The organism is Photobacterium sp. ABD4_091 (assembly GCF_056160145.1).
This window is the reverse complement of sequence record NZ_JBSWWQ010000001.1, coordinates 655,689-682,648: the sequence shown is the minus strand read 5'-3', so window position 1 is coordinate 682,648 and position 26,960 is coordinate 655,689. Positions and strand designations below refer to the sequence as shown.

Sequence of the window (26,960 nt, the reverse complement as noted above, 5' to 3'; positions counted from 1 at the left end):
AGTGTCCGTTTCATGCCGAACCTTGCCGCTAAATTTGCGAGAAAAACGACAATGTTCCGCTGATTCATCCAATAATCCGCATTAAAATTGATCTGGTTCAAATTGTGTCTTGGTGAGCAAGTTATAGTAGACAACGTCATCTGATACTGAGCTTTGCGACTCGTACAGTGGATTTTGTGCGATAACAGGGTTCAATATCTGTTGAGCAAGATGACAACTTCCTTTTGAAGGCTGACTTTACTTTCTCCTATCAGGCTTGCCTGATTTGCAATTGGCTTTATGTTAATTGACTTATACCTTACATGGATTGCTTTCCGTGTAAATTACAACCATACCGTTTCGGTATGGTTTTTTTTTATCTTAGCAAACTGAACCGCACCCATCTCATGCCTGTCTTTATTGATAGCTAAGTTTTTCACTTGCCGTCAAATTTTTCCTCATAACGCAGATTTTCAACGTCGATAAATTCCTATACTGCATCTGTTGCCATAGAGATCTCAGTTTTTAAACATTTGTTTGATTCTGGTAACAACTGCATTACAATTGTTGTGGTCAGACCTCTAAAGTAGATTCTGGGGCAAGATTCCCCGTACCCGACATATTAATAAGGAGTAGCGATGACACGTCTCCAAAAGCTCACGACGTCACAGGGTGAGCGCATCGCCGTTGTAAGTGGATTACGTACCCCCTTTGCCCGCCAGTCAACCGCCTTTGATGGTGTACCGGCATTGGACATGGGAAAAATGGTTGTCAGTGAAATGCTCCAGCAGGTGGATATTGATCCCAAGCTGATTGACCAAGTGGTATTTGGCCAGGTGATACAGATGCCAGAAGCGCCGAATATTGCCCGTGAAATCGTGCTGGGTACCGGTATGGATATCGGCACTGACGCCTACAGCGTCACCCGTGCCTGTGCGACCAGTTTCCAGGCTGCCGCCAATGTGGCGGAAAGCATTATATCGGGCACCATTGATATCGGTATTGCTGGCGGCGCAGATTCATCGTCGGTGTTACCTATTGGTGTATCCAAGCATCTTGCTGCGACATTACTGGCACTGAGCAAAGCCAAAACCATGAGCAAGCGTTTAAAACTGCTCAGCAAGCTTAGCGTGAAAGACCTTATGCCAGTACCGCCAGCGGTGGCCGAATATTCAACAGGATTGAGTATGGGCCAAACGGCCGAGCAGATGGCAAAAAGTCACGGCATTTCCCGCCAAGAGCAAGACGCGCTGGCACACCGCTCGCACACCCTGGCAGCACAAGCTTGGCGTGACGGTTTGATCCAGGATGAAGTGATCACTGCTTTCCCGGAACCTTACCGCCAGTGGATCGATAAAGATAACAACATTCGAGAAGACTCTACCCTTGAATCCTACGCCAAATTGCGTCCGGCCTTCGATCGTAAGTTCGGCTCGGTAACGGCGGCTAACTCAACCCCGCTAACCGATGGTGCTGCCGCGCTGTTGCTGATGCGCGAGGGCAGGGCGAAAGAGCTTGGTCTCAAACCTTTGGGTTATATCCGCTCTTACGCGTTTTCTGCAATCGGTGTCGAGCAAGATATGTTGATGGGCCCATCTTATGCCACTCCGATGGCACTGGACCGCGCTGGCGTGACCTTGCGTGACCTTACCCTTATCGACATGCACGAAGCCTTTGCGGCGCAGGCGTTGTCGAATGTGAAGATGTTCGGTTCGGCGCAGTTTGCCAAGGAAAAGCTCGGTCGCAGCGAAGCCATTGGCGAAATTGATATGGACAAGTTCAACGTCCTTGGTGGCTCGATTGCCTACGGCCACCCGTTTGCCGCAACGGGTGCGCGGATGATCACCCAGACCTTGAGGGAGCTACAGCGCCGTGGTGGTGGGTTAGCTTTGAATACTGCCTGTGCTGCTGGTGGCCTTGGCGCCGCAATGATTTTGGAGGCCGAATAATGACTGAACAACAATCTGCATTCACATTGTCCTATGCCGATAACGGTGTTGCCTGGCTCAAGATCGATGTGCCCAACGAGAAAATGAACACGCTCCAGGCGCAGTTTGGCGAGCAAGTCAGTAAGGTGCTTGAAGAGCTCAAGGGTAAGAGTGATATCAAGGGGATGGTGGTTTATTCGGGCAAGCCGGATAACTTTGTCGCTGGTGCTGATATTCGTATGCTGGCAGCCTGTACCACGGCCGAGGAAGCTGCCTCGCTCGCCGAGCAGGGGCAGAAGCTATTTGCCGAACTGGAAAACCTGCCTTTCCACACTGTGGCAGCCATCCATGGCCCGTGCCTGGGCGGTGGACTTGAGCTTGCTTTGGCCTGCCATAGCCGTGTTTGTTCCGATGATGGCAAGACCCGCCTCGGTTTGCCGGAAGTCCAGCTTGGTTTGTTGCCGGGCTCTGGGGGGACCCAGCGTCTGCCTCGCCTGATTGGCGTAGCAGGGGCGTTGGATATGATCCTGACCGGTAAGCAACTGCGTGCCAAAAAGGCCAAGAAGCTCGGTGTGGTCGATGAGGCTGTACCGCTGAGTATCTTGTTGGATATTGCCGAGAAGCAGGCATTAAAGCCTAAGCCCAAGCGCCAACTTTCGTTGCAAGACCGTGCGATGGGGGGGAACTCACTGGGGCGCTCTTTGGTGTTCGACCAGGCGGCTAAGAAGACCCATGATAAAACCCGCGGCAACTACCCAGCCGCTGATGCTATTTTGGATGTCATCAAATATGGCCTGCAAAACGGCATGACCAAAGGCTTGGCCCGCGAAGCCAAATTGTTCGGTGATCTGGTGATGACTCCAGAATCAGCAGCATTGCGCAGCATTTTCTTTGCTACTACGGCGATGAAGAAGGAGTCCGGCTCTGATGCCGAGCCACGTAAGGTTGGGCATATTGGTGTGCTGGGCGGCGGCCTAATGGGCGGCGGGATCAGCCATGTCACTGCGAGCAAGGCGGGATATCCGACCCGTATCAAGGACATTAACAACGACGGCATCCTCAATGCTATGGCCTACAACTACAAGCTGCTGGATAAAAAGCGCAAGCGCCGGATCATCAGCAAGGCTGAGTTGCAAAAGCAGATGCAGAGCATTGCCGGTGGCATTGACTACACTGCGTTTGACCGTATGGATGTGGTCATCGAAGCGGTGTTTGAGGACCTGGGCCTGAAGCACCAGATGGTCAAGGAGATCGAGGCCAATGCCAAGCCTGAGACCATTTTTGCAACCAATACCTCCTCACTGCCTATCCACCAAATCGCTGAAGCGGCAGAGCGCCCTGAAAACGTGGTGGGCCTGCATTACTTCAGCCCAGTTGAGAAGATGCCGCTGGTAGAGGTGATCCCCCATGATGGCACTTCTGATGAAACCGTGGCGACAGTGGTCGCATTGGCGAAGAAGCAGGGCAAAACACCAATAGTGGTGGGTGACAAAGCCGGTTTCTACGTCAACCGTATCCTGGCACCATACATGAACGAAGCGGCGCAGGTGCTGTTGGCCGGCGAGCCGATAGAGCACTTGGATACCGCATTGCTTGATTTTGGCTTCCCGGTGGGGCCGATCACCCTGCTTGATGAAGTTGGTGTTGATATCGGCGCGAAAATCATGCCGGTCTTGGTTGGTGAGCTGGGTGAGCGTTTCCAGGGGCCGGATGTATTCGACAAGCTGTTGAATGACGGGCGTAAAGGTCGCAAAACGGGCAAAGGCTTCTACTTGTACAACAGCAAGAAGAAAGCGGTCGACAAGAGTGTCTACAAATTACTGGGGCTAGACCCAGAGAAGAAAGCCGATGCCGAGGCGATTGCAATGCGCTGTACGCTGATGATGCTCAACGAAGCTGCCCGCTGCTTGGATGAAGGTGTGGTGCGTTCTGCTCGCGATGGTGATATCGGGGCAATCTTTGGTATTGGGTTCCCACCGTTCCTCGGTGGCCCGTTCCGCTACATGGATCAGCTGGGTATCAAGCACGTGGTTGAGCTGCTGGCCGATCATGCCGACAAATACGGTGAGCGTTTCAAACCGTGCCAGACTTTGGTTGATATGGCTGAGGCTGGGCAGGTTTTTTACCCGGAATAGTCGAGTTTTTACCAACAGTAACTTTGCCGCTTAACGCATTACTATCATTGTTCTCAAAGCCAGTTGCTCGTGCAACTGGCTTTTTCTTTGACTGCGATTTGCTTTATTTGTTTGCGCTATTGCTCTGGGAAGAATTTGATAATACGCAGCCGGAAACGGGGCTCGAAAAAAATAGGGCGTAGGAAATGGTAACCCAGCATGGAGACGGCCATCGCGATAAGGATGTTCATTCCGGCCAAGGTGACAAGCGGAGCCGTGAAAGTGACGATAAAGGCTAAAGCATAGAGCATGATATCGGCTTCATGGTGAGCAAGGGCACTATGGCAATGCGGACAGGCAAAAAAGTCTTCATAGCTACTTAACGAAGGACTGGCGATTGACTGTTGGCAGTGTGGGCAGTGCTGGCTCATGGTAAAGCTTCTCCTCAAGTTTCACTTACAATGTGGACGCATGGATGCACAGGGCAAAGTGATGCTCGCACCTGCAACCTGCAATACATATTTATCAGACGACCGATATTGTGGATTAGTTCAACACAGTGCTACTGAATAGTTCTGAGAAATATTTACTGGATATGTTCCGGCTAGTGAAAAACTATAAAAAACATAAAATATGCAAACTGATCTTCCTTAACTTGCTGTAAATAAAGAAAACCCGGCGAGGCCGGGTTTTTGCGTTTATTTAGGTTTTTGTCAGTGCTGCTAGCATAATGACTAGGGTTAGTAAGCCCCTTGCTGGAACTCGTCGATAGACCCGATCGGGCTGCCGAATTCCAAGGGTTCCAGGTTACTGTGTGCCTGCCCTTGGCTGTGCATGACAATGCGGTTTGAAGTCCGAGGTTTAACGACATCGACAATGAACTTCACCATGTCGGCGCGGCTGAGTTCAGCCAAGGCTTCAATAACTTTTTGCCGCTGGTTGAACTCGTTATCCTTGTTGCCAATGCTGACCCAGAAACGCTGTGCCCGGGAGCGCAGGTTGGTATCGGGCTCTGAAATTTGTGCGATCAGCCCTTGTTTGCTGGCTTGCCACTGGGCTTCGTTGAGCTCAAGCAGAACCAGGGCGAAGGCATTGGTAAACTCGTCGATGGCCTCGAGCAACTGGGTCGGGGCGGCAACCGGTGACTGGATGTACAGGATCAATCCCGGATGGCGGTTTAGCGGCAGGTTGGCGGTACCCACCATGTAGCCCAGTTGCTGGCGTGTGCGCAGCTCGTGGAAAAACGTGGTCGACATCAAATGGTTGGCCAAGGTGTAGATAGCAATCTTGCGTGGCGTTGTTTCGCGTGACTGGTAGTACATCAGCAGGGCCGAGTCGGCGTGGTCGCAGCTGATCTCGTGGCTCAAGGTACCTGAGTTGCCCAACCTGACTAAAGGCCGCTGGGATTCGCCGTAGAGCTGGTCGGTGACCCTGAAGGCATCTTTGAGGGTTTCGGCCAGGGCAATGGCATCCTTTTCGAGCCAGTTGCCATAGACGAAGGTATCGATATGCAGCTCGGCAAACATTGCCTCGACAAAAGCGGGCAGCTCGTCGACCTCAATACTTTCCAGGGCTTCGAGTAATACCGGGTACGGCGGGTTATTGGGCTGCAGGACGCCGGTTAGGGCATTGAACAGCTGGGAGATCGGCTTGTCCTGTGCGGCATTGCGCCAGTTGCGCAGCATCTGGGCCTTGATGTTCCTGAAGCGCTCAGGGTTGAAGTCGCGGTTGGCAAAGCGATCCAGCAGTAGCTTGAGCAGTAGCGGCTGTTTTTCGCTAAAGCCCGATAGCTGCAGGGTGACCCCGCCCTGGTGGGCATAGAGGTTATATGACATCCCGGCAATCTCTGCGGGGTAGGCGGATTCATTGATGGCATCGAGCAGCATCTCGACACACAGCCGGGTCTTGACGATGTTACGCGGCGAACTGACCGCATGCGGGCTGTCGATAGCCACATAGACAATCCCTTTCGGCACCCTGAACTCATGTTCTTGCTTGTACCACAGGCGGAATCCTGGCAGATCCTGGAGTAGCTGCGGCGGCTGGTCGGCGTTCTCTGTGAGCGGGAGAGGGTCGGGCCTTTCACATAAGTAAGGGTTCTGCTCTGGCAGTGTGAGCGCCGGCTCCGTTCCCGGTGCCTGCCAGATTGCCAATTGCTGCTCGGTAAACGGTTTGACACCATAAGGGGTGTGGTACCACTGGGCGACTTTGTCGTTCTCCTGACCTTGGGCAACTAGCACCAAGCGCATATTTTGCGGTGTCAGTTTATCAAGGAAGGAGGCAATGAGCGCTTCGTCGTAGTTGGCCATCATGTAGTCGCCATAGATGATATCGTCTGGCGAATAGTGCAGCAGGTTCATTACCAAGTAGCTGACGGTATCGAGTGGGCGGTTTTTTTCCTGATAGCGAAATGCCATGTCCAGCACGGATTTTTTCTCGCTAAAGCGCCACTCATCTAATCCTTGCTGACGGATCAGTTCGATGTATTGGAAAACGGTTTTGACTATCTCATCAACGTTATCCAGCCCTTTTGGGGTGAGGTTCAAGCCAACGGTAAACTCACGGAAGTTACTGCCACTGACCCCCCCGCCAGCTGCCAGGGTATTGATAAACCCCCTGGTTTTTAGCAGTGACATCAAGCTGCCGCTGCCTTCGTTGCCCAATAGGTGGGCAATGTATGAAAGGGGCTTCTCGCGATAGTACTGATCCACAGCCGGCAGGGTGAACGACAAGGTCAGCTTACGTACTTCCTTGATTGGATCGATGGTGATGAACTTGGCTTTCTCGCTGTCTGACACCAAAGGTACCGCAATATCAGCCTTGGCAATGCCGGTGTTGGGGATCTCGCGGAAGAAGGTTTGGGCGTAGGCATCCAGCTCTTCAAGCGACTGGGGGCCAAGCAAAACAAGCCCCATTAGGCTGGCGCAATAATGGGTCTGGTAGAAGGCGATCAGCTCGTCGCGCACCGTCTTGTCGTTGCGGTCTGCCAGTGTGGTCAGGTCGCCGACCGAGAACTTGGCAAACGGGTGAGCTGGGTTGATTGTTTCCTTGTGCACCTGGTACAGGCGGCGGACATCGTCCTTTAGCTTGAGTTTGTATTCCGAGTCGACAGCATTGCGTTCTTTGTCGACGGCTTCCTCATTGAATAACGGCGCAGTGAAAAATTGGCCGAAGCGATCCAGCCCCTCACTGAAGGCATGGGGGCTTACCTCGAAGAAATAGGTGGTGTTCTCGGTGCCGGTCCACGCATTGTTGCTGCCGCCGCTTTGGTTGATGAAGGTTTGGAACTCTCCTACCCGTGGGTATTTTTCGGTGCCGAGGAACAGCATGTGCTCAAGGAAATGTGCCATCCCCTGACGGTCAAGCGGATCGTCGAAGTGACCGACCTTTACCGACAATGCCGCCGCTGAGCGGGGGGCTTCAGCATCATGGACCAGCAATACCCGCAATCCATTGGGCAAGTTGAGATAGCGGTACTGCTTTGGGTCATTAGGACTTGTATGCACAGGATGAGCCTATTTTTCAAAGGAAAGTAGACTAATTATGACGCCCAATAGAAAGGGTGGCAAATTTAACCCATGTTTATTTGCCAAGAAACAAAAGCTTAGCCGAGTGATTTCCTAAGCAGGTCACGGAACCTGCACAGGGTGAGCGGGATCTCTGTTTTCCACTGGCGTTACTTGCTAGCATAGTCCGAAGTACGCCTTTTCGTTAACTCAGAAGGTGGAGAAGAAAGCCTTGAGTTTGATCGATCCTGTACCGCCGATAGTAATAATAAATAGGGATAGGATCGGGTATCAGACTGTGATATTGGAAAAATTATGCGAATTTATATCATGCGTCACGGTGAAGCCCAGCACTTTGCAGCCAGTGATGCAGAACGACCGTTGACCGACAGGGGTGCAGCCCTTTCAGGGCAGATGGCTACCCAACTGGCAGGCCAGTTCAACGATGACTTGGATATGGTGTGGGTGAGCCCTTACCTACGCGCCCAGCAGACCTGGCATTCTATGGCCAAGCACCTGCCGACCCCCAAGCGTGTGATGACCGTTGACGAAATCACCCCCTATGGCGATGCCGAGGATGTGGCGGCTTACCTCAAGGCTGTGGTCAGTATTGAGCAGCCTGAAAACCTGCTGGTGGTTTCGCACCTTCCCTTGGTCGGGTACCTGACATCGGAAATGGTACCCGGTTTGCAGCCACCGATGTTTATTACCTCTTCAATTGCAGCCATTGATTATCAGCCGGACAACGACAGCGGCGAGCTGCTGTGGCATGCCAACCCTGAAGGTTAGCCTGTATTCCGAGCACCTTGTTGCTTGCGGTTAAGTCCCCGGAAAACCTATAGATTTAATCCTAAGGTTTTTCCGGGCAGTGCCGATACTAGAGAAAGTCGTATTCGTTTCTCTAACCCTCTTGAATTCATAGATGTTCCGATGAAAGCAAAATTATCCCTTGCGATGGGTGTCGCACTGCTTGCCGGGTGTGTGCAAATGCCACCGTCCCCAAGTATCAATGCCAATGGTGCCATTAAGTGGGCCAATGGTATCACTGAAGATATGCACATTTCGGCGTCGGGGAGCACCCTGACATTTGCTTCGCCGCAAAGCCTGTTCAATCCGGGAGGCATCACCATCTTCTCGCGTATCGACAGTGCCCGGAATGGCAGCTGTGAGCATTATTACAGCGAGCAGGCCGTTAAGACTCGCCTCAATATCTGCGGCAGCGGGGAAGTGACCTTGCTGGTCGAAGGGCAGGTTATCAACGTCGGTTCGTTGGCCAAGTTCGTCTACTAGGGCAGGCGAACTTAGCCAAGCTTTTAAGGGCCAGCTGGGAGGGGCAAGTGGACAATACCCAAAGCCCCAAAAGCCTCTTATCTTTCTGGGATATCCAGCAGTACCAGCAGTGCGCCGTCACCGCCAAACTCCAGCGGGGCCTGGTGGAAGGCCATGACATCGGGGTGCTGGGCCAGCCACATCGGTGCCTTTTGCTTGAGGATGTGTTTGCCGATCCCGTGCATGACACAGCAGCAGGAAACGCTTTCCTTAATACAGGCTGCGATCATGGCAGCCAGCTCGCGTTTAGCTTCTTTCTGGGTCATCCCGTGCATGTCTAGGTACATATCGGGCACATAGACGCCTCGGCGCAGTTTCTTCACTTCATACTTGGACACGCCAGTGCGGGCATACTGGGTCGGGCCGGTCTCGTTAAGGTGGGGCTCGAACTCGTCTGAGAAGTAAAACTCGTGATTTTGCGTCTCTTTTGCCGAGACTTTCGGCTTATCACTCTTTGGACCCTGTCGGCGGGGCGTGATTATGGTATCATTAGTGATCTTTTTTACGCCCTTAACCGCTTCCTGGAAGAGCATCAGATCGTCGTCCAGGTTAGTATCTTTTTTGCTCATAGTGAAATTCCAACAACTTTATAGCGGTATTGTAGCGCCATTCGGAGGCTATTTTGGATAAGATTTTTGTCGACGAAGCCGTCAACGAACTTCATACATTGCAGGACATGCTACGTTGGACGGTTAGCCGTTTCAATGCTGCCGGTCTTTTTTATGGTCACGGTACAGATAATGCGTGGGATGAAGCCGTTCAGCTTGTCCTGCCGACCGTGTACCTTCCTCTTGATGTACCTTCAGAAGTACGTCACTCACGCCTGACCAGTAGTGAGCGCCACCGTATCGTCGAGCGCGTGATCCGCCGTATCAACGAGCGTACCCCAGTCGCTTACCTGACGAACAAAGCGTACTTCTGTGGCATGGAATTCTTCGTCGACGAACGCGTGCTTGTGCCGCGTTCGCCAATCGGTGAGCTGATCGAAAACTTCTTCGAACCGTTCCTGCAAGAGCGTCCGACTCGCATCATGGATCTTTGCACGGGCTCTGGCTGTATCGGTATTGCCTGTGCCCATGCTTTCCCGGAAGCTGAGGTGGATATCGTTGATATTTCGACGGATGCCCTTGCGGTTGCCGAGCAGAATATCCAAGATCACGGTCTTGAGCAGCAGGTGATCCCGCTGCGTTCAGATCTGCTTCGCGATGTGCCGAAAGACCAATACGACCTGATCGTCACCAACCCACCGTACGTGGATCAGGAAGATATGGACAGCCTGCCAGATGAATTCCGCCACGAGCCTGAGCTGGGTCTTGCCGCAGGTACCGATGGCCTGAAGCTGGTTCGCCGTATCTTGGCAAATGCTCCTGACTACCTGAAAGAAAACGGTGTGCTGATCTGTGAGGTCGGCAACTCAATGATCCACATGGAAGAGCAATACCCGCATATTCCATTTACCTGGATCGAGTTCGAAAACGGCGGCCACGGTGTGTTCATGCTAACCCGCGAACAGCTGCTTGAGTGTGCTGACGAGTTTGCGCTGTACCGCGACTGATTTTCGATTTGAACTAAATAAAAAAACCGAAGCACTTGCTTCGGTTTTTTTATGTGCGATTCTTGAGAGCCGTTAAGCGGTGCCCGCCTGCTGCTTGGCTTTTAGTTCAGCCATGATAGCGTTTTGGTTAGCATGGTAATCATCCAGGCCAGCTTTGCGCAGGTCACAAGATGGGCAGTCGCCACAACCATCGCCGATAATGCCGTTGTAACATGTTAGGGTCTTCTCGCGCACGAAATCTAGCTTACCGTATTGGTCGGCCAGTGCCCAAGTTTCTGCCTTGTTGAGCCACATCAGCGGGGTTTCAATTTTCAGGGCTCGGTCCATACCCAGAACCAGTGATTGGTTCAGCGATTTAACGAACTCGTCGCGGCAGTCTGGGTAGCCGGAAAAATCGGTTTCACACACGCCGGTGATCACGGACTCGGCACCGATCTGGTACGCATAGATACCCGCAAGGGTTAGGAACAGAATGTTACGGCCTGGGACAAACGAGTTCGGCAGGCCGTTTTCCTGCAACTCGTGAGAGACTAGGATATTGTCGCGGGTCAGCGAGCTGATCGCCAGTTCGTTGAGCAAGCCTACATCCATTACCTTGTGTGCAGCGACACCCAGTACTTTGCAGACCGACTCAGCGACTTCGATCTCCAGCTTATGGCGCTGGCCATAATCGAACGTAATACAGTGCACTTCATCATAATGGGCCATGGCCTGGATCAGGCAGGTCGTGGAGTCTTGGCCGCCACTAAAAACAACTACGGCTTTGCGCATGAATAATTTCCTATGTTGTTGTCATACCGAAAAACAGTCGGTAGGGACTACCCCTTATTGTATTAAGGGTAGGCCAACAGCAGGTTCTCTATTGGCGGGCTCATGCTACCGCAGCTGCCGCAAAGAGGAAAGCCCATAAGCGAAAGCCCGGAGACAAAAAATCGGCTTTAAAATGCAAATAAAAGCCGCCTAAAATCAGGCGGCTTGAGGGGGACGGCTTGATAATGAAATGATTAGCTCAATTGGCCAGTTTGCTCGAATTGTTCGAGCTGGGCCAGGTAGCTACTGATATCGCCAATATTCTCTTCAATCCACGCCTTGTTGAAGTAGGTATCTAGGTAGCGCTCACCACTGTCGCACAACAGGGTGACGATAGAGCCAGTTTCTCCCCGGGCTTTCATTTCACTGGCAAGTTGCAGCACGCCGTATAAGTTGGTGCCGGTCGATGCACCAGCTTTACGGCCGAGCAGCTTTTCTAGCCAGTGTACCGTAGCTATACTGGCAGCATCAGGGATTGTGCGCATTTCATCGATGACATCTGGAATAAAGCTAGGCTCGACGCGCGGGCGGCCGATGCCTTCGATACGGCTTCCGCATTCGCCGGTCAGCGAGGTATCACGGGTCTTGTAGTATTGGTGGAATACTGAGTTTTCCGGATCGACCACACACAATTTGGTGTTGTGCATTTGGTAGCGAATATAGCGGCCAATGGTGGCTGATGTCCCGCCGGTACCCGGGCTCATAACAACCCAGCTTGGGATTGGATGCTCTTCGAGTTTCATCTGATCAAAAATGCTGTTGGCGATATTGTTGTTGCCGCGCCAGTCGGTTGCCCGCTCTGCATAGGTAAACTGATCCATGTAATGGCCATTGAGCTCTTTGGCCAAGCGGCGTGATTCCTCGTAGATCTCACTGGGGCTGTCGACTAAGTGCGCACGGCCTCCGTAGAATTCAATTTGCTCGATTTTTTTGCGTGCGGTTTTTCGCGGCACAACCGCAATGAAAGGCAAGCCGAGCAAGCGGGCAAAGTATGCTTCCGATACAGCAGTGCTGCCTGATGAAGATTCAATGATCGGGGTGTCCTTGCCGATCCAGCCATTACACAAGGCAAAAAGGAACAATGAGCGGGCCAGACGGTGCTTAAGGCTGCCCGTTGGGTGGGTGCTTTCATCTTTAAGGTAGATATCAATGCCGTCCAGCGATGGGATATCCAGCTTGATCAGGTGGGTGTCGGCAGAGCGTTGAAAGTCAGCTTCAATTTTGCGGATCGCGCTGTGGATCCATTGTGGGTCGAGGCTCATGGTCGTTCCTTATGCTGTGTAGCAGGCTGTTCCCCAAGCCCTGAATCCTGTAACGAGAGGTCACTTGGGTATATATATTATGTAAGTAATGTATGACTAAGGGCAGGAAAAATCTTTATCATATTTACTCTTTATCGCTTAAAATGGAGAAAATTATTCTAATCTCTATTTTCCAGGTAAAATAAATTGGCTGATCTCGATAAAACAGATAGAACGCTTCTCCGATTATTGCAACAAGACGGCACTTTGGCCTTGGCTGAGCTGGCAGAAGCGGTGAACCTCACGACGACACCTTGCTGGAAGCGCCTAAAGCGGCTTGAGGAAAGTGGCATTCTGCGCCAGCGGGTTGCCCTGCTCGATCCGGTTAAGCTCGGCCTGTCGTTTACCGCCTTTGTCCAAGTAAAAACCAGCAACCACTCCAAGGAGTGGTACCACCAGTTTGTCAGTACGGTATCGGACTTTCCTGAAGTCATGGAGTTCTACCGTATGGCCGGCGAGTATGACTACATGATGAAGGTGCAGGTAGCCGATATGTCAGCATTTGATCAGTTCTATAAAAAACTGGTCAACAGCATTGAAGGGCTGACCAATGTGACGTCGACGTTCGCCATGGAGCCGCTGAAATACACCACAGCATTGCCGGTATAACATATTGCCCTCGTTTTAGGGGCTGGGTCTCTTCTATATTAGTGCTTTGGTATGTAACGGGATGAAAATCAGGATGAAACTCCGAATCTCAACCTTGAGCTGATAAGCAATTGAAATGAAAGGTTATGTGTCAGCATAATATCACTTGTAACAGACAGGTAACAAAGCAGGGAGGAGATGATTATGCAGGTGTTCTGGCAACTTAAATGGTATTTTCGCCAGGAATGGCGGCGCTACGGCGGTGCCATCGGCATCCTTGTCCTGGTATCCCTGTTTGAATTGCTACCGCCAAAAGCCATCGGCTGGGTTGTGGATGGTGTGGTCAGTGGAAGTATGACGCCTGCGGTGATGTTGGGCTGGCTAGCAGGTTTGGCCGCTATCTGGCTTATTGTCTATTTTCTGCGGATTATCTGGCGATACTGGTTGTTCGGAGCGGCAACCGAGTTAGGTACAGTGCTGCGCAACCGCTTGTACCGCCATTTCTCTTCCCATTCGCCTTCCTTTTTTGAGCGCTATAAAACAGGCGACTTGATGGCGCGCTCGACCAACGATGTTAATGCGGTGGTGATGACTGCCGGGGAAGGGGTGCTGACAGCGGCAGATTCACTCATTACCGGTATCGCTGTACTGTTTGTCATGACCACTTTTATTAGCTGGGAGCTGACGATCTTGGCGTTGTTGCCGATGCCGTTGATGGCTATTGTGGTGTTCTTCCTTGGTCGCCAGCTGCATAGCCGTTTTTCCTTATCACAAGCGGCGTTTTCTACCCTGACAGACAGAACACAGGAAAGCCTCAACGGGGTGCGGATGATCCGCGCCTTTGGCTTGGAGCAGCGCCAGCAGCAAGACTTTGCAACTGTGGTTGATGAGGTTGGCGACAAAAACCTAGCTGTGGCACGGGTTGATGCCAAGTTTGACCCAGTGATACAAATTGCGATTGGGATGTCGTTCTTCCTCAGTATTGCCGGCGGCGCATACCTTATCAGCCAGCAGCGGTTGACGTTGGGCGATTTGACGGCCTTCACCCTTTATCAAGGCTTGATGATTTGGCCTATGCTGGCAATGGCGTGGCTGTTCAATATCCTGGAGCGTGGCTCGGCGGCGTGGAACCGTTTGGCGCATATTTTTGATGAGAAGCCGGATATCGTCAGTGGCGATGTGCCGTTGGTCTCTAACCATCAGCCCTTGAAAGTCGCGATTAGCACCTTTAGTTGGCCAGGGCAAAGCCAGCCGGCCTTGGCTGATGTTCAATTCACCTTGCACAGCGGCAGTATGCTGGGCATTGCCGGCCCAATCGGCAGTGGTAAATCGACTTTGTTATCTCTGCTGCTACGCCAGCAAGAGCTTGAGCATGGGCAGATTCACTATGGGGATGTTGCACTCACGCAAGCTGATCTATCACAGTGGCGCAGTCGATTCGCCGTCGTCAGCCAGTCACCCTTTTTGTTTTCCCGCTCGATTGCCGACAATATTGCGCTCGGCAAACCGCAGGCCAGTATGGATGAGATCCGTGCTGCGGCACAGGCTGCCTGTATCGATGACGATATTATGCAGTTCCCGGAAGGTTACCAAACCTTGGTGGGTGAAAAGGGGATCACGTTATCCGGCGGCCAGAAGCAGCGTATTGCGATTGCCCGTGCTTTGCTGCTGGAAGCAGAGATCCTGATATTGGATGATGCGCTATCAGCAGTTGACGGCAAAACCGAACACCACATCCTCGAAAACCTGCGCCAGCAGGAAACGCGGACGGTGATTGTCATAGCCCACCGCTTAACGGCATTGGAAGAGGCGGATAATATCTTGGTATTGCACCAAGGGCGGATCAGCGAGCAGGGCGATCACCCTAGCTTGCTGGCCCAAGACAGCTGGTATGCCGAAATGTACCGCTATCAGAAACTCGAACAAGCGATGGAGAGCGCATAATGGAAAAAGAAACCATCAAGCTGTCCGTATTTACTCGGCTATTGCAGTATGCATTGGCAGATAAAAAGCAGTTGGGCGTTGCGCTGGGGTTGTTATTCCTGGCATCGGTTGCTGATGTCTCAGGCCCGTGGTTGATCCAGCACTTTATCGATAACAATATTGCCAAGGATAGTTTTCCTACTTCAGAGTTGGTGTTACTGGCTGGTGCCTATATCGGCTTGATGATAGCCACGGCGTGGCTACGTTATTTGCAGTCATTACGGTTTAATGAGTTGGCAGTCGGCGTTGTGCAAACCGTCCGTAAGCAGTTGTTCGGCAAGATCATCAACCAGCCTCTATCGGCTTTCGACTATATGCCGTCAGGCAAGCTGATCTCGCGGGTCACCAATGATACCGAGTCCCTCAAGGATTTTTACGTCCATGTCATCGGCACGGTACTCAAGAATGTCACCTTGATATTGGTGATGCTGGTGGCGATGTCGTTGCTCAGCTGGCGGTTGACCCTGGTGGTTTTGGTACTGCTTCCGGTGGTGATTGGCGTCATGGTGCTATACCAGCGAAGTAGCTCCGAAGCGTACCGTAAAATGCGGGATTTGCTGGCTGATATTAACGCCTCGATGAGTGAGTCGATACAGGGCATGGGCCTGATCCAGCTGGTGCGGCAGGAAAAAGCGTTTTACAACCAGTTTTCCGAGCTGACGGCCAAGCATTTGGCGGCGCAGCGCAGTGTGATCAAGCTCAACGGTTTCATGCTCCGCCCGCTGATAGATTTCCTCTCGGGCGTCGCTTTGCTGTCGCTGGTTGCCTTGTTTGGCGTTAGTGGCGTGGAGCTTATCGGGGTCGGCGTACTGTATGCGTTCATCAGCTACCTAGGGCGGGTCACAGAGCCTCTGATTGAGCTGACGCAGCAGTTATCATTGCTACAGCAGGCATTGGTGGCCAGTGAGCGGATCTTTGGTTTTATTGATGCCCGGCAACAGGCATACGGAGGCGATGCCCGGCCGTTGGAAAGTGGAAGGTTAGAGTGCCGCCAGATTGACTTTAGCTATGACGGCAACCAGCCAGTATTGCAAGGGATCAATGTCAGCCTATCCCATCGGGGTTTTCTCGCGTTGGTCGGGCACACCGGCAGCGGCAAGAGCACCCTGGCTTCTTTGATGATGGGGTTTTACCCGGCTGGGAAAGGGGACATTTTTATTGATGACCGTCCTTTATCGAGCCTATCCCACGATGTTTTGCGCTCAGGGATTGCCATGGTGCAGCAAGACCCGCATATTCTCAGCACCTCGGTACGCGAGAACATTACCCTAGGGCGGCACTCAGCCAGCGAGGTTGATGACCGGGCTATATGGCAAGCCTTGGAAGCGGTTGGCTTAGCCCATCAGGTAAAGCGCTATGAGGATGGCTTGGATACCCAACTGGGTAGCGGAGCAGCCAACCTGTCTGCGGGGCAGAAACAGTTGCTGGCATTGGCGCGGGTTTGGTACAGCAAACCGAGAATCTTGATCCTCGATGAGGCCACCGCGAATATCGACTCGGGGACAGAGCGTCATATTCAGCAGGCACTCAATAGCTTGCGCCGGGATATGAGTGTGGTTGTGATAGCCCACCGATTATCGACGGTGATCGATGCCGATGAAATTCTGGTTTTGCACCGTGGCGAAGCCGTTGAGCGCGGTAAGCACCACGAACTGCTTGGGCATGATGGCCACTATCGGCAGATGTACCAGTTGCAGCAAATGGGTGAACATTTACAGCAACTCGAGGACGAAAGGAGTAAAGACGAGCTCATGAGTGCTGAAAAACAAGAGGCGGGTTAACCCGCCTCAGAAATACCTTAAACCTAGTGAATTACTTTTCGCCGGTATGGCGCATTAATCCTTCCTGTACCGCAGAGGCAACCAGCTCACCTTTCTGGTTGTAGATCTCGCCGCGAACCAGGCCGCGGGCATTGCTTGCCGAAGGGCTGTCGATGGCGTACAGCAGCCACTCATCCATACGAAATGGGCGGTGGAACCACATAGAATGGTCAATGGTGGCCACTTTCATCTGCGGGTCAAACAGGCTGACGCCGTGCGGCTGCAGGGCGGTGACCAAAAAACCCCAGTCTGAGGCATAGGCCAGCAGGTACTGGTGGATACGCGGGTCATCTGGCATTTCGCCATTGGCCTTGATCCATAGGTATTGCTTGGCTTCGGTTGGCTGGGGGGCCAATGGGTTGACCACATTGACCGGGCGAACTTCAATAGGGCGCTCGCGGCCGAAGTGTTTGACGGCACTTTTCGGCAGCTTGTCGGCCATCGCCAGCACAAGTTGCTGTTCAGACATCAAGCCCTCATAAGAAGGTGCATTCGGCTTAGGTGATTGGTGCTCGAAGCCTTGCTCCTCTCCCTGGTACGAAGCGGTAATATAAAAAATAGGGCGGCCATACTGAATCGCCTTGACCCGGCGGGTGCTGAAACTGTTACCGTCACGCAGGTTTTCAACATCGTAGATAATCGGTTTATGGGGGTCACCCGGGCGCAGGAAGTAGCTGTGGAATGAGTGCACCTGGCGGTCTTCATCGACGGTCTCTTTGGCTGCCGAGAGCGCTTGTCCAAGCACTTGGCCGCCGTATACCTGCGGCAACCCTAGGTGTTCACTTTGTCCGCGGAATAATCCTTGTTCAAGCTGCTCTAAATGTAGCAGATTGAGAAGTTCATTCAGTTCTTTGCTCATCGGATCTCCATAAATAATGTTATCATTACGCGCGGCAGGGGAAGGTTAAAATCTCCTAGTTATGAATGGATGATCATTCAGTTTAAGCATGAGTTCAAGTGCTTGCCACACATGAAAATGGCAATATTGTTTTTAGGAGAGAAAATGAAAAGGGTCTTTGCACTGATTTCGGCGTTGATGGTGGCGCTGGTTGTGTCGGCATGTACCAGCATGGTTCAGCAAGATGCGGACTTGGAAGCGGTGACGGGAACCTTGAGCTACAAAGAGCGTGTTGCACTGCCAAGCAATGCCCGCATCACGGTGACGTTGGCTGATGTGTCAAAAATGGATGTCGCAGCCGAGGTAATAAGCAGCCAGGCGTTCTTGGCCGATGGCAAGCAAGTCCCGTTTGAGTACCAGCTTAATTTCTCACGCCAGGAAATTGTGCCCAATCACACTTATGCCGTGAGCGCGCGGATTGAAGTCGATGGCAAGCTGCTGTTCATTACCGATACGGCAAACCATGTCTTGACTGACCCGGCCGGGACGACCCGTAAAGAACTTGTTTTGGTGAAAGTGAATTAATCTTATTGCCACAAAACTTATTCCAGTAAGACTGATTCCCACAACAGTCCTGTTTCCACTGGTTTCCTGCAAGTATGCTTCTCACCCTAAATGGTCGTGTTCATTTAGGGTGGGTTCAATAGCCATCCCATCGGTACTGCCTAAGCTTCAGCCTGCCGGTGTCACTCACATCGATTCCTTCTGCTATTAATTTACCGCGTTGGCGCTGCAGGTCGTGCCCTGTTAGGGATATCTCCCCTTTTGCATTCACTACCCGGTGCCAGGGCAGGGTAGACCCTTCCGGCAAGGTTGCCATTAAGCGCCCAACTTGGCGTGCATAGCCGGGAAAACCGGCAAATTTGGCAATATCACCATAAGTTGCGACTTTTCCATGTGGAATTTGGTGAACTTGGCTGTAGATTTGCGCCGCAAAATCATCCATATTTATACCTGTACCATACAAACCTGATTGCCGATCATGGTATTACGGTTATCAGAGAACGCAAGGAGGTGCTGCCATGTTGTATGCCGCGTTACTTGTTATGGTCAGCATTGCGTTGACCATTGTCGGAGTTAGTGCATTGGGGCAAAGCCAAGGAGAGCTGCCTGCACTGGCCCTTGCCATTCCCGCTTTGTGGTTGCTGCCACAAGGTGGCGTATCTGCCTGGCTGTTATTGATTGGCCTAGGTACTTTCGGCTTTGTTCTGCCCGACCAGCCTATTGCCCTTGCGGTGAGTGTCTTTATGATGCTGCCTGTGTTTGCCGTGAGCTTTTCCCCAAAAAGCTCGTGGCAGTTGGCAGCGCTGCTCATTTCTATCGTGCTGGCCATGGATGTCGGCCTTATGGCGCTGCAAGCCGAGGGCAAATTGGATGGGGCGCCAGCTTATACGATTGTCCAGATCTTGGCGGTTGGCGTGATTTGGATTGCCGCCCGCAGCTGGCGGCCGGTACAGGGCAATACCTGGTGGCCGCTATTTCTGGTGATCCCGCTATGGGTAGGGGGCTTGGCCCATGCTGCCTTGGTCGCCCTGTGCGTGACTGGCTTGATTGCCTCTTTGCAAGGGATGGCGAAAAGCAAGCTGAGCGAATGGGTGCCTCGGATGATGTGGATCCTGCCCGCTGTCGGATTCGCCACCCTGGTGCTGGTACCATGGTTCGAGGTGCCAAACCCAATCTTGGTTGCCTGGCTCTTGGTATTGGGGGGAGCCCTGCTGGGAGAATACCTGCTGGATGACCCGGAAGAAGAGCTCTAGCGAGTGCTAACTGCGTGAAAATGGGAAGGTTTGGGTAATAATTCGGCAGTCGGTCGGGAATCTGCGGCTGGGCTATTGCAATCGCCCCGACCATAGCGGATAATCCATCCCGTTCTCGCAGAGAGAACAAAGAATCTATGGAGGCCCTGCTGGTCCTCTCGCAACACTAACTCGTGAACCCGGTCAGGCCCGGAAGGGAGCAGCCGCAGCGAGCGACGTGTGTGCCGAGATGTGGCTGGTGGGGCTTCCACCCATCTGGCGTTTGGAAATCCCCAAAACAGTTTTCTTCAATTCCCTTCTTTCATTTTGCTATCTATTCAACTAGCTCTGATCCAAATTTTTATCACTATTTCAGTGCTCTAAATAATTAGTTGCCACTATGAGACAAATAACGCTGATATTAGTCGCTAAATTTATTCAAGTAACAACGCTTTGATATAAGTCCTTTATGGCTAGAAATGGAGGCGATAGTGTTAAAGTTCCTTTGGCTTTATATTAAGTTCAGTATAGGGATGTTTCTACTCGGTTTTATTACGAGCCTTGTTTACTTTGTCTTTATTGCTTAACGACTACTCGACTACTCGACTAGTATTAATTTATCCTTTTAGGACTAAATAATATAATATTTTGAATAATATCAGCATATTTCTATATTCGGTAATGTAGCAATATTTGTGCTTCGGAATAAGCTACTAACAGTAGGTGCAACGTCTCGTTTAGACAATAAAGGATGGTCAAACTCCGCAGTCGAAATTGACATTTCGACACAGGTTTTGTGAAATGTTATGCTTTGTGGCACGACATTCACGCCCGTAATTTTACCAAAGCTTGAAGTCGATCACCCTATTTGCAACAAAAATTGATAAAACGCATGGTTCTTTGTTGCTTGAGTGCATAATGTCACTGTTGTTCTGTTCCAGAGAAATGAAAGGTTACCAATATGTCTGATGTACCAGTGTCTGTTACAACCGCCGCCGAAGTGATCCAGCCGGTTGCTGAATCTTCGGGTTCGATTTGGGGTTATGTAGCTGGTGGTGTTGCCTTGCTGATTGTTGCTGGTTTTGCTGGCTTTAAGTTTATCAACAAGCCTGCATTTATTATTAATCGGGTGCGTAAGCGTAACCTGAAAGAGATTAAGAAGTTAGGCGTTGAAAATTCTGACTTCGTGATGGATTTAGATAAGTTGCTGGACTCTGTTGAGAACCATGCAACCAAAAATGGCATGAAGGGTACGGATGTAGTGAACATCATCAGCCCGATGAATGACACGGCCCGTATCAAGACTGCAGGCGATATGTACCAGTCCATGATTTATATCGCCAACTCAATCAACGATACAACGCTAGCCCGTGAGTTTAAAAACAAGTCTAAGCAAGTAAAGGCAAACTCGCCTTTGATGGCTGGCCTGTTCAAGCGCGCAGGGATTTAATTCCTCTCGTTTAGCTGACTTGCGTAAAAGCCGGTTGGAGCGACCCGTTTTCGGGGTAGCCCCAACCGGTTTTTTTATGCCTGGCCTTCAACAAAAGCATAATAGGGATACCAACCGTGATATAGATCGACCTTTGGTGAAAATGGTTGTTTATGTTGTCTGAAAAATACGCCCTGTATCACAACTGTATCTGGTGAGCTGTTACCATATGCCGCAAACCATAATGACTACAAGGAACGACGATGAGAGAGGTTGAATTCCGCACTATTGACCGGCTGTTTGTAAAGATGTCGGTCAATGACAAGTTTTGGGTGTTATTTGCACTGATAGCGACCGTGGTCACGGCGATAGCCGGTCTGCAATACCGCCAAACGGTCGTTCAGCTGGAGCGGCAGCAGCTTGCTCTGACTGAAGCTAGGCTCGTGGCCATGGTGGACACTGTGCGGGCATCAGGTTTGGACAGTGATACCCAGCGTGCAGTATTACATAAGCAAGGGGTTAACTTTGCTTCCCGCAGTACAGGCCGTGAAGCGGTTGCTGTTACTCCGTTAGGCCCAGTAAGCTTGTCTCCAGGCCAATCAGGAGAACTGGAGGCTGAAAAAGATCAGGCACTGCAACATTTTATCCTTTCCATCGCTACGCTATTGCCTATTGGTTTGCTGTGCTACTGGATGGCGACTTTCCTTGGTGGTGCACTCTGGGTGATGCACCAGGCAACCAAGCGCATTGCCGATGGCGATTTGACCTCTAGGCTTGGGTTCCATGTTGGCAGGGATGAATTCGGGATTATTGGCTTTGAGCTAGACCGCACCATGGATACTTTGAGTGAGCTAGTTAACACAGTAAAGCACAGTGCCCAGAACCTACAGGTTGCGGCGGGTAACTTCAGCAATGACGCCCAAGGTGCAGGCCAGCAGGTGAGCCAGCAATATGCGTCGCTCGACTCGGTGGCAACCGCGATGGAAGAGATGACAGCGTCGGCAAAAGATATTGCCGGCTTGGCTCAGCAAACCTCGGAACAATCGGATGCCGACATGCACAGTATCGAGCAGGGCAACCGAAACGTCCAGCAGGCCATTGTCAAAGTTACCCAGCTCTCAGAGCAAACCGATGAGGCTTCCCGAGCCGTTGGCAGCCTCAATGAGAAGGCCGAGGAAATCAACGCGGTGATCACCACGATTAATGCGATTTCTGAGCAAACAAATTTGCTTGCCCTGAATGCGGCCATTGAAGCGGCCCGCGCAGGGGAGCAAGGCCGAGGCTTTGCAGTGGTCGCTGATGAGGTCAGGACGCTGGCTGGGCGTACCCAGCAGGCAACGGTTGAGATCCAGGCCATGATTGATAAGCTTCAGCTGGAAACCACCAGTATCTCTAATATTACCGCGGTGACCCTGGAACAATCCCATCAAAGCCGGGAGATGATCACCGAGATTGGCCATGACGTGAATAGTATTGCTGAGTCGGCCCGTCAGGTGATGGATATGAGTACTCAGATTGCGACAGCTGCCCACCAGCAAACCACGGTCGCCAATGATATTGCCTCGGAGCTGCATGATATCCGCTCCCAGTCGGAAGTGATCCGTACGATGAGTGAGCAGTCGGTTGAAAACAGCACCAGCTTGACTGACACTTCCCGCCAGTTGGGGGAAATACTGCAGAAATATCGTACCAACAGCTGAAGCCAGTAAGCTAGCACATTAGTGATGAGCCAGTTACGCAAGTAACTGGCTTTTTTATGCGGATTTGTGAATTAAATACAGGGTTATAGGGGTTTTTCGTAATCAGAATCGAGTCTTATCACGGCACGGTTTCATCTTGCTTGCTAGTCTGACTATATAGCCAGGGTGTTTCTGGCTCGATTGTAGATGGGGAGCGCGTATGAATACTCAATTAACCGTTACACTTGCGGGACAGGATCATCCTCAACTTATCAATAAATTAGCAGCCAAAACCCACGAGCTGGGGGGGAAGTGGCTGATCAGTAAAATCAACAGGCTGGATAATCAGGTTGTCGGGATCTTGAAAATTGATATTCCTGCGCAGTCAGTCAGTCAGTTGAGAGAACTTTTCCAGTCCCAGCAGGAACTGGATATCCGAATTGTTGAAGGCCAAGAAGCGGGCGAGATCAAAACCGATCACCTGACTTTGAAAGTTGAATCCAGCGATCGCCCGGGGATCGTTAACGATATCACTCGCATACTAGACAATATCGGGATCGGTATCGTGAAAATCGAAAACCATCGTATCGGTGTCCCTGATCTTGGACAGGCTCTGTTTTTTGCCGAGCTGCAGGTTGATGTGCCAACAGAAGTGGATACCGAGCAGCTGCTCGAAGCCTTGCAGCAAATCGATGATGGCTTGAGAGTGAAAGTGCTAGAAACCGCCTAGTAATTTTAGAAAGAAACGACACGTAGAAGAAATATATCAATAATACAATGAAGCCAGGGCCGGATGTTTTCTGCATCCGGTCCTTTTTCATTTCACGTGCCGGCAAGTTGAGCTGAATAGTTAATAGCGCCGGCTGCCATCCGGGTGGGTGCGCAGTATCTTTAGGATCCACATATACTGTTCAGGTTGCTGGCGGATCATACGTTCCAGCTCTTGGTTCATCCGCGTTGCATCTTGGTATTCATTGCCAGAGGGAAAGTCAGTCAAAGCAGACTGGATGGTAATGGTAAATTTTCCTGTCTTTAAATCGTAGGCCGGAAATACGGGCAACACCGCAGCGTTTGAGAGCTTCGCCAGTTTGCCAACTCCCTTGACTGTCGATTTTTCGTGGCCGAAGAATGGTGCGAAGACACTTTGCTGGAGCTGGTGCTCTTCGTCTGGCAGGTAATAGGCCAGATAGCCTTCTTTGATGGAGCGTAGATAAGGCTTGATCCCTTGGCTGCGCTGGTAAATACGGCCACCGAATTGCTTGCGCTGAATATTCATCAGCCAGTTGATGATGGGGTTAGTTTGCGGTTTGATCATTGCCACCATTGGCATGTCATTGGCGGCAAAATAGAGTGCCGAGAAGTCGATGGCCCAATTGTGGGGAACCAGCATAATGATATTTTTGTCTTGGCCCTGCAAGGCCTCCAAGTGTTCGATCCCGTGCACATCGTGGCTGTTGAGTACGTAGCGGCGGCCCTTGATAAACGGTTGGGCGAAGCCGAGTAAAATACAGCCTGCGACAGTGAAAGTATCTTCCAATAAGGCTAAACGTTGTTTTTCGTTGTAATCGGGAAAGCAGAGCTCAATGTTCTTGACCGCCCGTCGCTTAGCCCCTTTCTTCTTCTTTAGGATCAGTTTTGCTGCAAAGCGGGCAATACCTTTACGAGCGTCATGTGGTAGTAGGGCCAGAAACAAAATAAATGGCATCGCTGCCCATAAAAGCCAATGGCGAGGGTGTAAAAAAGAAAACTGAAAGGCCGGGTTGTACTGGCCGTAGGTGGTATCGCTCATGTCCGTATCCGTATCAGGCCCAGTATGGTCATGTCTCTGTCAGTCATGCCTGCTGAATGGCCAAGGCTGCAAACAGCCGTATGTTGAATGTTGTGTCTAGAAGCAGACAACTGTTATTCAGGAAAGGTTCAGGATTTTAGTCGGGAGATGAGCGGTTACCAACTATTTATTGATAAAAGACAAATTATGTGACGTCTATTCAGCCAGAAAATAAGAGTGTGGGTGCGCATTAATGCTAGCGCATATTTCGAGGTGGCATACAGATACCTGAGAGTATCTGTATGCCAAATTTCGATGAGATGGAGTGATTGTATAGCTCAGAACTCTTGGTTCATTTTGGTCAGACTGGCAAGCAGCTGCTGGCACTCTTCGGCGCTGAGTTTGGCGGTAATGTCCTGAGTTAGACTGAGGTGAAGTTGATCATGCTCTTGATACAACTCTTCACCTTCGGCGGTCAGTTCAACCAGAATGGAGCGGCGATCAGACTCATGGGGACGTCGAACTAGCAAGCCTAGCTTGACCATCTTATCGACTTGAACGGTGAGGGTGCCGGTTGTGACGCCAACTTTATCAGCCAGCTCTTTCATCCTCATTGCACCGTGGGCACCCAGAATTTCTACGACATGGACCTGCGGCAGGGAGAATCCCTTGCCACGGACAACAGACTGCTCCCAAGAGGAGAGCTTTTCGTAGAATTCGATAATGGTGTGGTTCAACTGCTCAATGTCTTTCATATCTTTCTCGCTGTCAGTGTACCTCTTGGCACCTATTGACCTCTATGGTGAGGTGGCTAAGTTTATCGAACTCTGATAGTAATTGCTTGTATTCATTAGCCGCCTTTGGTTGATGGGTCACCAGTGAAATCATCGCGGCATAATGGTCGGCACTGACTTTCCAGATATGGATATCGCTGACCTTGTTGTCGGCGTCTTGCTCAAGGGTATCGACAACTTGTTGCTGGTACTCATGGTCGATATTGCCGTCAAGCAGGATAGGGCTGGTTTGTTTCATCAACCCCCATGCCCAGCGGGTAATTATAACCGCACCGACCATACCCATGATGGCATCAAGCCAGTCATAGCCCAGATATTTACCAAACAGCAGGGCTACAATGGCCAGCAGTGAGGTCAATGCATCCGCCAAAACGTGAAAATAAGCTGCGCGAAGGTTATGGTCATGACCATGATCGTGATTATGGCTATGTCCGTGGTGGTGCTCATGGTCATGATGATGATCATGCAGCAAGAACACGCTGATTACGTTAACCACCAAGCCAATCACCGCAACCATAATCGCTTCATTGAACTGTATTGCCTGTGGGTTGAACAGGCGATGGACAGACTCGACCAGCATCAGCAGCGCCACTAGGCCAAGGGCGATAGCACTGGTAAATCCACCTAAAACACTGACCTTACCGGTACCAAAAGAAAATGCCGGGTTGTTGGCATGCTTGCGGGCATAGCGGTAGGCAAACAGGGTGATGAGAAAAGCTGCTGCATGGGTGCCCATATGCCAACCGTCGGCCAGCAGGGCCATCGAGCCATACAATGTGCCAGCGGTGATTTCCGCCACCATGGTGACGAGAGTTAACCCGAGAACCCATAATGTCCGGCGCTCACCGTGTTGATTAATAGAGACAAAATCATGGCTGTGCTGCCATTGCTGTAAATTCTGACTGTGCATGCATTTCTACCTGAGCTATTTTGTTTGAATATAGTATATTTTGATAATCAAGGTATCTTGTGATCATATAGTTTGATTGTCAAAGTATATTGTAGCTTTCGACAGGGAGAAGGGCGGTAAAGGGAAAGCAGAACCCCTGCAGTGCGATGTCTACAGGGGGCCTGCTTTTGTCTATAGCAACTGCATGGTAGTGATACAGGTGCGGCTGTTGCCTTTGGTACTCAAGGTTTCAGTCGCAGTTTTGCCGTTGTAAGTGAAGGTGAACTGGTAGTTGCCGTTTTTAGGCATCCAGAAGTCAATAAAGCCATCTTTTTGGGTTTTGACCATACCGGACTGGATCACTTCGTTGGTTTGGGTGTCGGTGATTTCTACCATCATGGCTTTGCTGACCATCTCTCCTTGGCAGCCGGTTGGGACATGGTAAGTACAACCATGGGTAACTTGCTCGTAGGGGGCGATAGAGAGTAGGAAATCATCTTCAACTGGCACTGAAGCCTTGGTGCCGTCGGCAAACTCGGCATAGATAGCATCAGGCATAATGCGCACCGTCGCTTCCCCTTTGCGGTGCCACTGGTGCGATTGCTCAAGGGCTTTTTGCGGTGTCAGTTCAGCAAAAGCCTGTGCTTTGCCTAAGGTATCAACGCTGGCCAAAGCGTGGCCGCTGCTAAGCGCAAGGAAAATAGCGGGTAGTAAGTATTTCATCGTTTGTTCCATCCTGTTATTTCAAAATCGTATTACGCTTCATGCCTGCTTCAGAGTGGCCTGGAATATTGCAAGAGAGCTCAACAAAGCTCTGCCCCATGAAGTGCCAGCCCATTTCAGCGGTTTCACCC

24 protein-coding genes and 1 other RNA gene are annotated in these 26,960 nt (G+C 51.2%); 14 read left to right on the top strand and 11 right to left on the bottom strand.

The window, feature by feature from the left end; genetic code table 11:
• Window positions 1-617 precede the first annotated feature (617 nt).
• Together fadI and fadJ are read left to right on the top strand one after the other, a co-directional pair.
• On the top strand, window positions 618-1,928 hold the full coding sequence (gene fadI / locus ACXAGQ_RS02845; protein WP_475251655.1) for an acetyl-CoA C-acyltransferase FadI: 1,311 nt from the start codon (window positions 618-620) through the stop codon (window positions 1,926-1,928).
• On the top strand, window positions 1,928-4,042 hold the full coding sequence (fadJ, locus tag ACXAGQ_RS02840; protein WP_475251653.1) for a fatty acid oxidation complex subunit alpha FadJ: 2,115 nt from the start codon (window positions 1,928-1,930) through the stop codon (window positions 4,040-4,042). Before fadI ends, fadJ begins: the two co-directional genes overlap by 1 nt.
• 116 nt (window positions 4,043-4,158) lie before the next feature.
• Here fadJ and ACXAGQ_RS02835 read toward each other — a convergent pair whose 3' ends face one another.
• Window positions 4,159-4,452 carry a hypothetical protein gene (locus ACXAGQ_RS02835; RefSeq protein ID WP_475251651.1) on the bottom strand — a complete coding sequence of 98 codons (294 nt, stop codon included), beginning with the start codon at window positions 4,450-4,452 and terminating at the stop codon, window positions 4,159-4,161.
• 309 nt (window positions 4,453-4,761) lie between these two features.
• Window positions 4,762-7,527 (bottom strand): insulinase family protein, encoded by a 2,766-nt coding sequence (locus ACXAGQ_RS02830; RefSeq protein ID WP_475251649.1) that lies wholly within the window; start codon window positions 7,525-7,527, stop codon window positions 4,762-4,764.
• Window positions 7,528-7,842: 315 nt separating this feature from the next.
• On the opposite strand from ACXAGQ_RS02830, the gene sixA reads away from it, so the two are divergent.
• Both sixA and ACXAGQ_RS02820 read left to right on the top strand, forming a co-directional pair.
• On the top strand, window positions 7,843-8,316 hold the full coding sequence (gene sixA / locus ACXAGQ_RS02825; protein WP_475251647.1) for a phosphohistidine phosphatase SixA: 474 nt from the start codon (window positions 7,843-7,845) through the stop codon (window positions 8,314-8,316).
• Between the two features lie 141 nt (window positions 8,317-8,457).
• Entirely contained in the window at window positions 8,458-8,817 is a 360-nt protein-coding gene (locus ACXAGQ_RS02820) for a hypothetical protein (protein ID WP_475251645.1), read from the top strand.
• A gap of 77 nt (window positions 8,818-8,894) precedes the next feature.
• Here ACXAGQ_RS02820 and smrB read toward each other — a convergent pair whose 3' ends face one another.
• Window positions 8,895-9,425: an endonuclease SmrB gene (gene smrB, locus ACXAGQ_RS02815; protein WP_475251643.1), complete on the bottom strand. Its 531-nt coding sequence runs from the start codon at window positions 9,423-9,425 to the stop codon at window positions 8,895-8,897.
• A gap of 53 nt (window positions 9,426-9,478) precedes the next feature.
• Between smrB and prmB the strand changes: the two genes are divergently transcribed.
• Complete coding sequence (gene prmB, locus ACXAGQ_RS02810; protein ID WP_475251641.1) at window positions 9,479-10,411, top strand: 50S ribosomal protein L3 N(5)-glutamine methyltransferase; 933 nt, start codon at window positions 9,479-9,481, stop codon at window positions 10,409-10,411.
• A 72-nt stretch (window positions 10,412-10,483) separates the two neighbouring features.
• Here prmB and queC read toward each other — a convergent pair whose 3' ends face one another.
• Together queC and ACXAGQ_RS02800 are read right to left on the bottom strand one after the other, a co-directional pair.
• Complete coding sequence (gene queC / locus ACXAGQ_RS02805) at window positions 10,484-11,182, bottom strand: 7-cyano-7-deazaguanine synthase QueC (RefSeq protein WP_475251639.1); 699 nt, start codon at window positions 11,180-11,182, stop codon at window positions 10,484-10,486.
• A 233-nt stretch (window positions 11,183-11,415) separates the two neighbouring features.
• The gene (locus ACXAGQ_RS02800; RefSeq protein WP_475251637.1) at window positions 11,416-12,483 is read right to left on the bottom strand and encodes a PLP-dependent cysteine synthase family protein; all 1,068 of its coding nucleotides are present in this window, start codon (window positions 12,481-12,483) and stop codon (window positions 11,416-11,418) included.
• Window positions 12,484-12,669: 186 nt separating this feature from the next.
• Here ACXAGQ_RS02800 and ACXAGQ_RS02795 point away from each other — a divergent pair, with 186 nt between their 5' ends.
• The 3 genes from ACXAGQ_RS02795 to ACXAGQ_RS02785 all read left to right on the top strand — a co-directional run bounded on the left by ACXAGQ_RS02795 (window position 12,670) and on the right by ACXAGQ_RS02785 (window position 16,874).
• A complete protein-coding gene (locus ACXAGQ_RS02795; RefSeq protein WP_475251635.1) occupies window positions 12,670-13,131 on the top strand; it encodes an Lrp/AsnC family transcriptional regulator in 462 nt (153 codons plus the stop codon).
• A 183-nt stretch (window positions 13,132-13,314) separates the two neighbouring features.
• On the top strand, window positions 13,315-15,054 hold the full coding sequence (locus tag ACXAGQ_RS02790) for an ABC transporter transmembrane domain-containing protein (protein WP_475251634.1): 1,740 nt from the start codon (window positions 13,315-13,317) through the stop codon (window positions 15,052-15,054).
• Window positions 15,054-16,874, top strand: a complete 1,821-nt coding sequence (locus ACXAGQ_RS02785; protein WP_475251632.1) for a SmdB family multidrug efflux ABC transporter permease/ATP-binding protein — start codon at window positions 15,054-15,056, stop codon at window positions 16,872-16,874. Before ACXAGQ_RS02790 ends, ACXAGQ_RS02785 begins: the two co-directional genes overlap by 1 nt.
• 31 nt (window positions 16,875-16,905) lie before the next feature.
• Here the strand turns inward: ACXAGQ_RS02785 and tesB are convergent, their stop codons facing one another.
• Window positions 16,906-17,772 (bottom strand): acyl-CoA thioesterase II, encoded by an 867-nt coding sequence (gene tesB / locus ACXAGQ_RS02780; RefSeq protein WP_475251630.1) that lies wholly within the window; start codon window positions 17,770-17,772, stop codon window positions 16,906-16,908.
• 144 nt (window positions 17,773-17,916) lie between these two features.
• Here tesB and ACXAGQ_RS02775 point away from each other — a divergent pair, with 144 nt between their 5' ends.
• The gene (locus ACXAGQ_RS02775) at window positions 17,917-18,336 is read left to right on the top strand and encodes a YbaY family lipoprotein (protein WP_475251628.1); all 420 of its coding nucleotides are present in this window, start codon (window positions 17,917-17,919) and stop codon (window positions 18,334-18,336) included.
• 115 nt (window positions 18,337-18,451) lie between these two features.
• Here ACXAGQ_RS02775 and ACXAGQ_RS02770 read toward each other — a convergent pair whose 3' ends face one another.
• A complete protein-coding gene (locus ACXAGQ_RS02770; protein WP_475251626.1) occupies window positions 18,452-18,757 on the bottom strand; it encodes an MGMT family protein in 306 nt (101 codons plus the stop codon).
• A 76-nt stretch (window positions 18,758-18,833) separates the two neighbouring features.
• On the opposite strand from ACXAGQ_RS02770, the gene ACXAGQ_RS02765 reads away from it, so the two are divergent.
• The 5 genes from ACXAGQ_RS02765 to ACXAGQ_RS02745 all read left to right on the top strand — a co-directional run bounded on the left by ACXAGQ_RS02765 (window position 18,834) and on the right by ACXAGQ_RS02745 (window position 23,385).
• Window positions 18,834-19,568 carry a VP0952 family biofilm-associated protein gene (locus ACXAGQ_RS02765; protein ID WP_475251624.1) on the top strand — a complete coding sequence of 245 codons (735 nt, stop codon included), beginning with the start codon at window positions 18,834-18,836 and terminating at the stop codon, window positions 19,566-19,568.
• Window positions 19,569-19,715: 147 nt separating this feature from the next.
• Window positions 19,716-19,812: signal recognition particle sRNA small type (gene ffs, locus ACXAGQ_RS02760), an RNA gene on the top strand.
• Window positions 19,813-20,508: 696 nt separating this feature from the next.
• The gene (locus ACXAGQ_RS02755) at window positions 20,509-20,997 is read left to right on the top strand and encodes a hypothetical protein (protein WP_317523502.1); all 489 of its coding nucleotides are present in this window, start codon (window positions 20,509-20,511) and stop codon (window positions 20,995-20,997) included.
• Between the two features lie 242 nt (window positions 20,998-21,239).
• Entirely contained in the window at window positions 21,240-22,676 is a 1,437-nt protein-coding gene (locus ACXAGQ_RS02750; RefSeq protein WP_475251623.1) for a methyl-accepting chemotaxis protein, read from the top strand.
• Window positions 22,677-22,875: 199 nt separating this feature from the next.
• Window positions 22,876-23,385: a glycine cleavage system transcriptional repressor gene (locus ACXAGQ_RS02745; RefSeq protein ID WP_475251621.1), complete on the top strand. Its 510-nt coding sequence runs from the start codon at window positions 22,876-22,878 to the stop codon at window positions 23,383-23,385.
• Window positions 23,386-23,505: 120 nt separating this feature from the next.
• Here the strand turns inward: ACXAGQ_RS02745 and lpxM are convergent, their stop codons facing one another.
• The 4 genes from lpxM to ACXAGQ_RS02725 all read right to left on the bottom strand — a co-directional run bounded on the left by lpxM (window position 23,506) and on the right by ACXAGQ_RS02725 (window position 26,829).
• Entirely contained in the window at window positions 23,506-24,444 is a 939-nt protein-coding gene (lpxM, locus tag ACXAGQ_RS02740; protein ID WP_475251619.1) for a lauroyl-Kdo(2)-lipid IV(A) myristoyltransferase, read from the bottom strand.
• Between the two features lie 317 nt (window positions 24,445-24,761).
• Entirely contained in the window at window positions 24,762-25,178 is a 417-nt protein-coding gene (locus tag ACXAGQ_RS02735) for a MarR family winged helix-turn-helix transcriptional regulator (protein WP_475251617.1), read from the bottom strand.
• A 13-nt stretch (window positions 25,179-25,191) separates the two neighbouring features.
• Entirely contained in the window at window positions 25,192-26,127 is a 936-nt protein-coding gene (gene dmeF / locus ACXAGQ_RS02730) for a CDF family Co(II)/Ni(II) efflux transporter DmeF (RefSeq protein ID WP_475251615.1), read from the bottom strand.
• Between the two features lie 171 nt (window positions 26,128-26,298).
• Window positions 26,299-26,829, bottom strand: coding sequence for a CueP family metal-binding protein (locus ACXAGQ_RS02725; RefSeq protein ID WP_475251614.1), 531 nt, complete (start codon window positions 26,827-26,829; stop codon window positions 26,299-26,301).
• Window positions 26,830-26,960 lie beyond the last annotated feature (131 nt).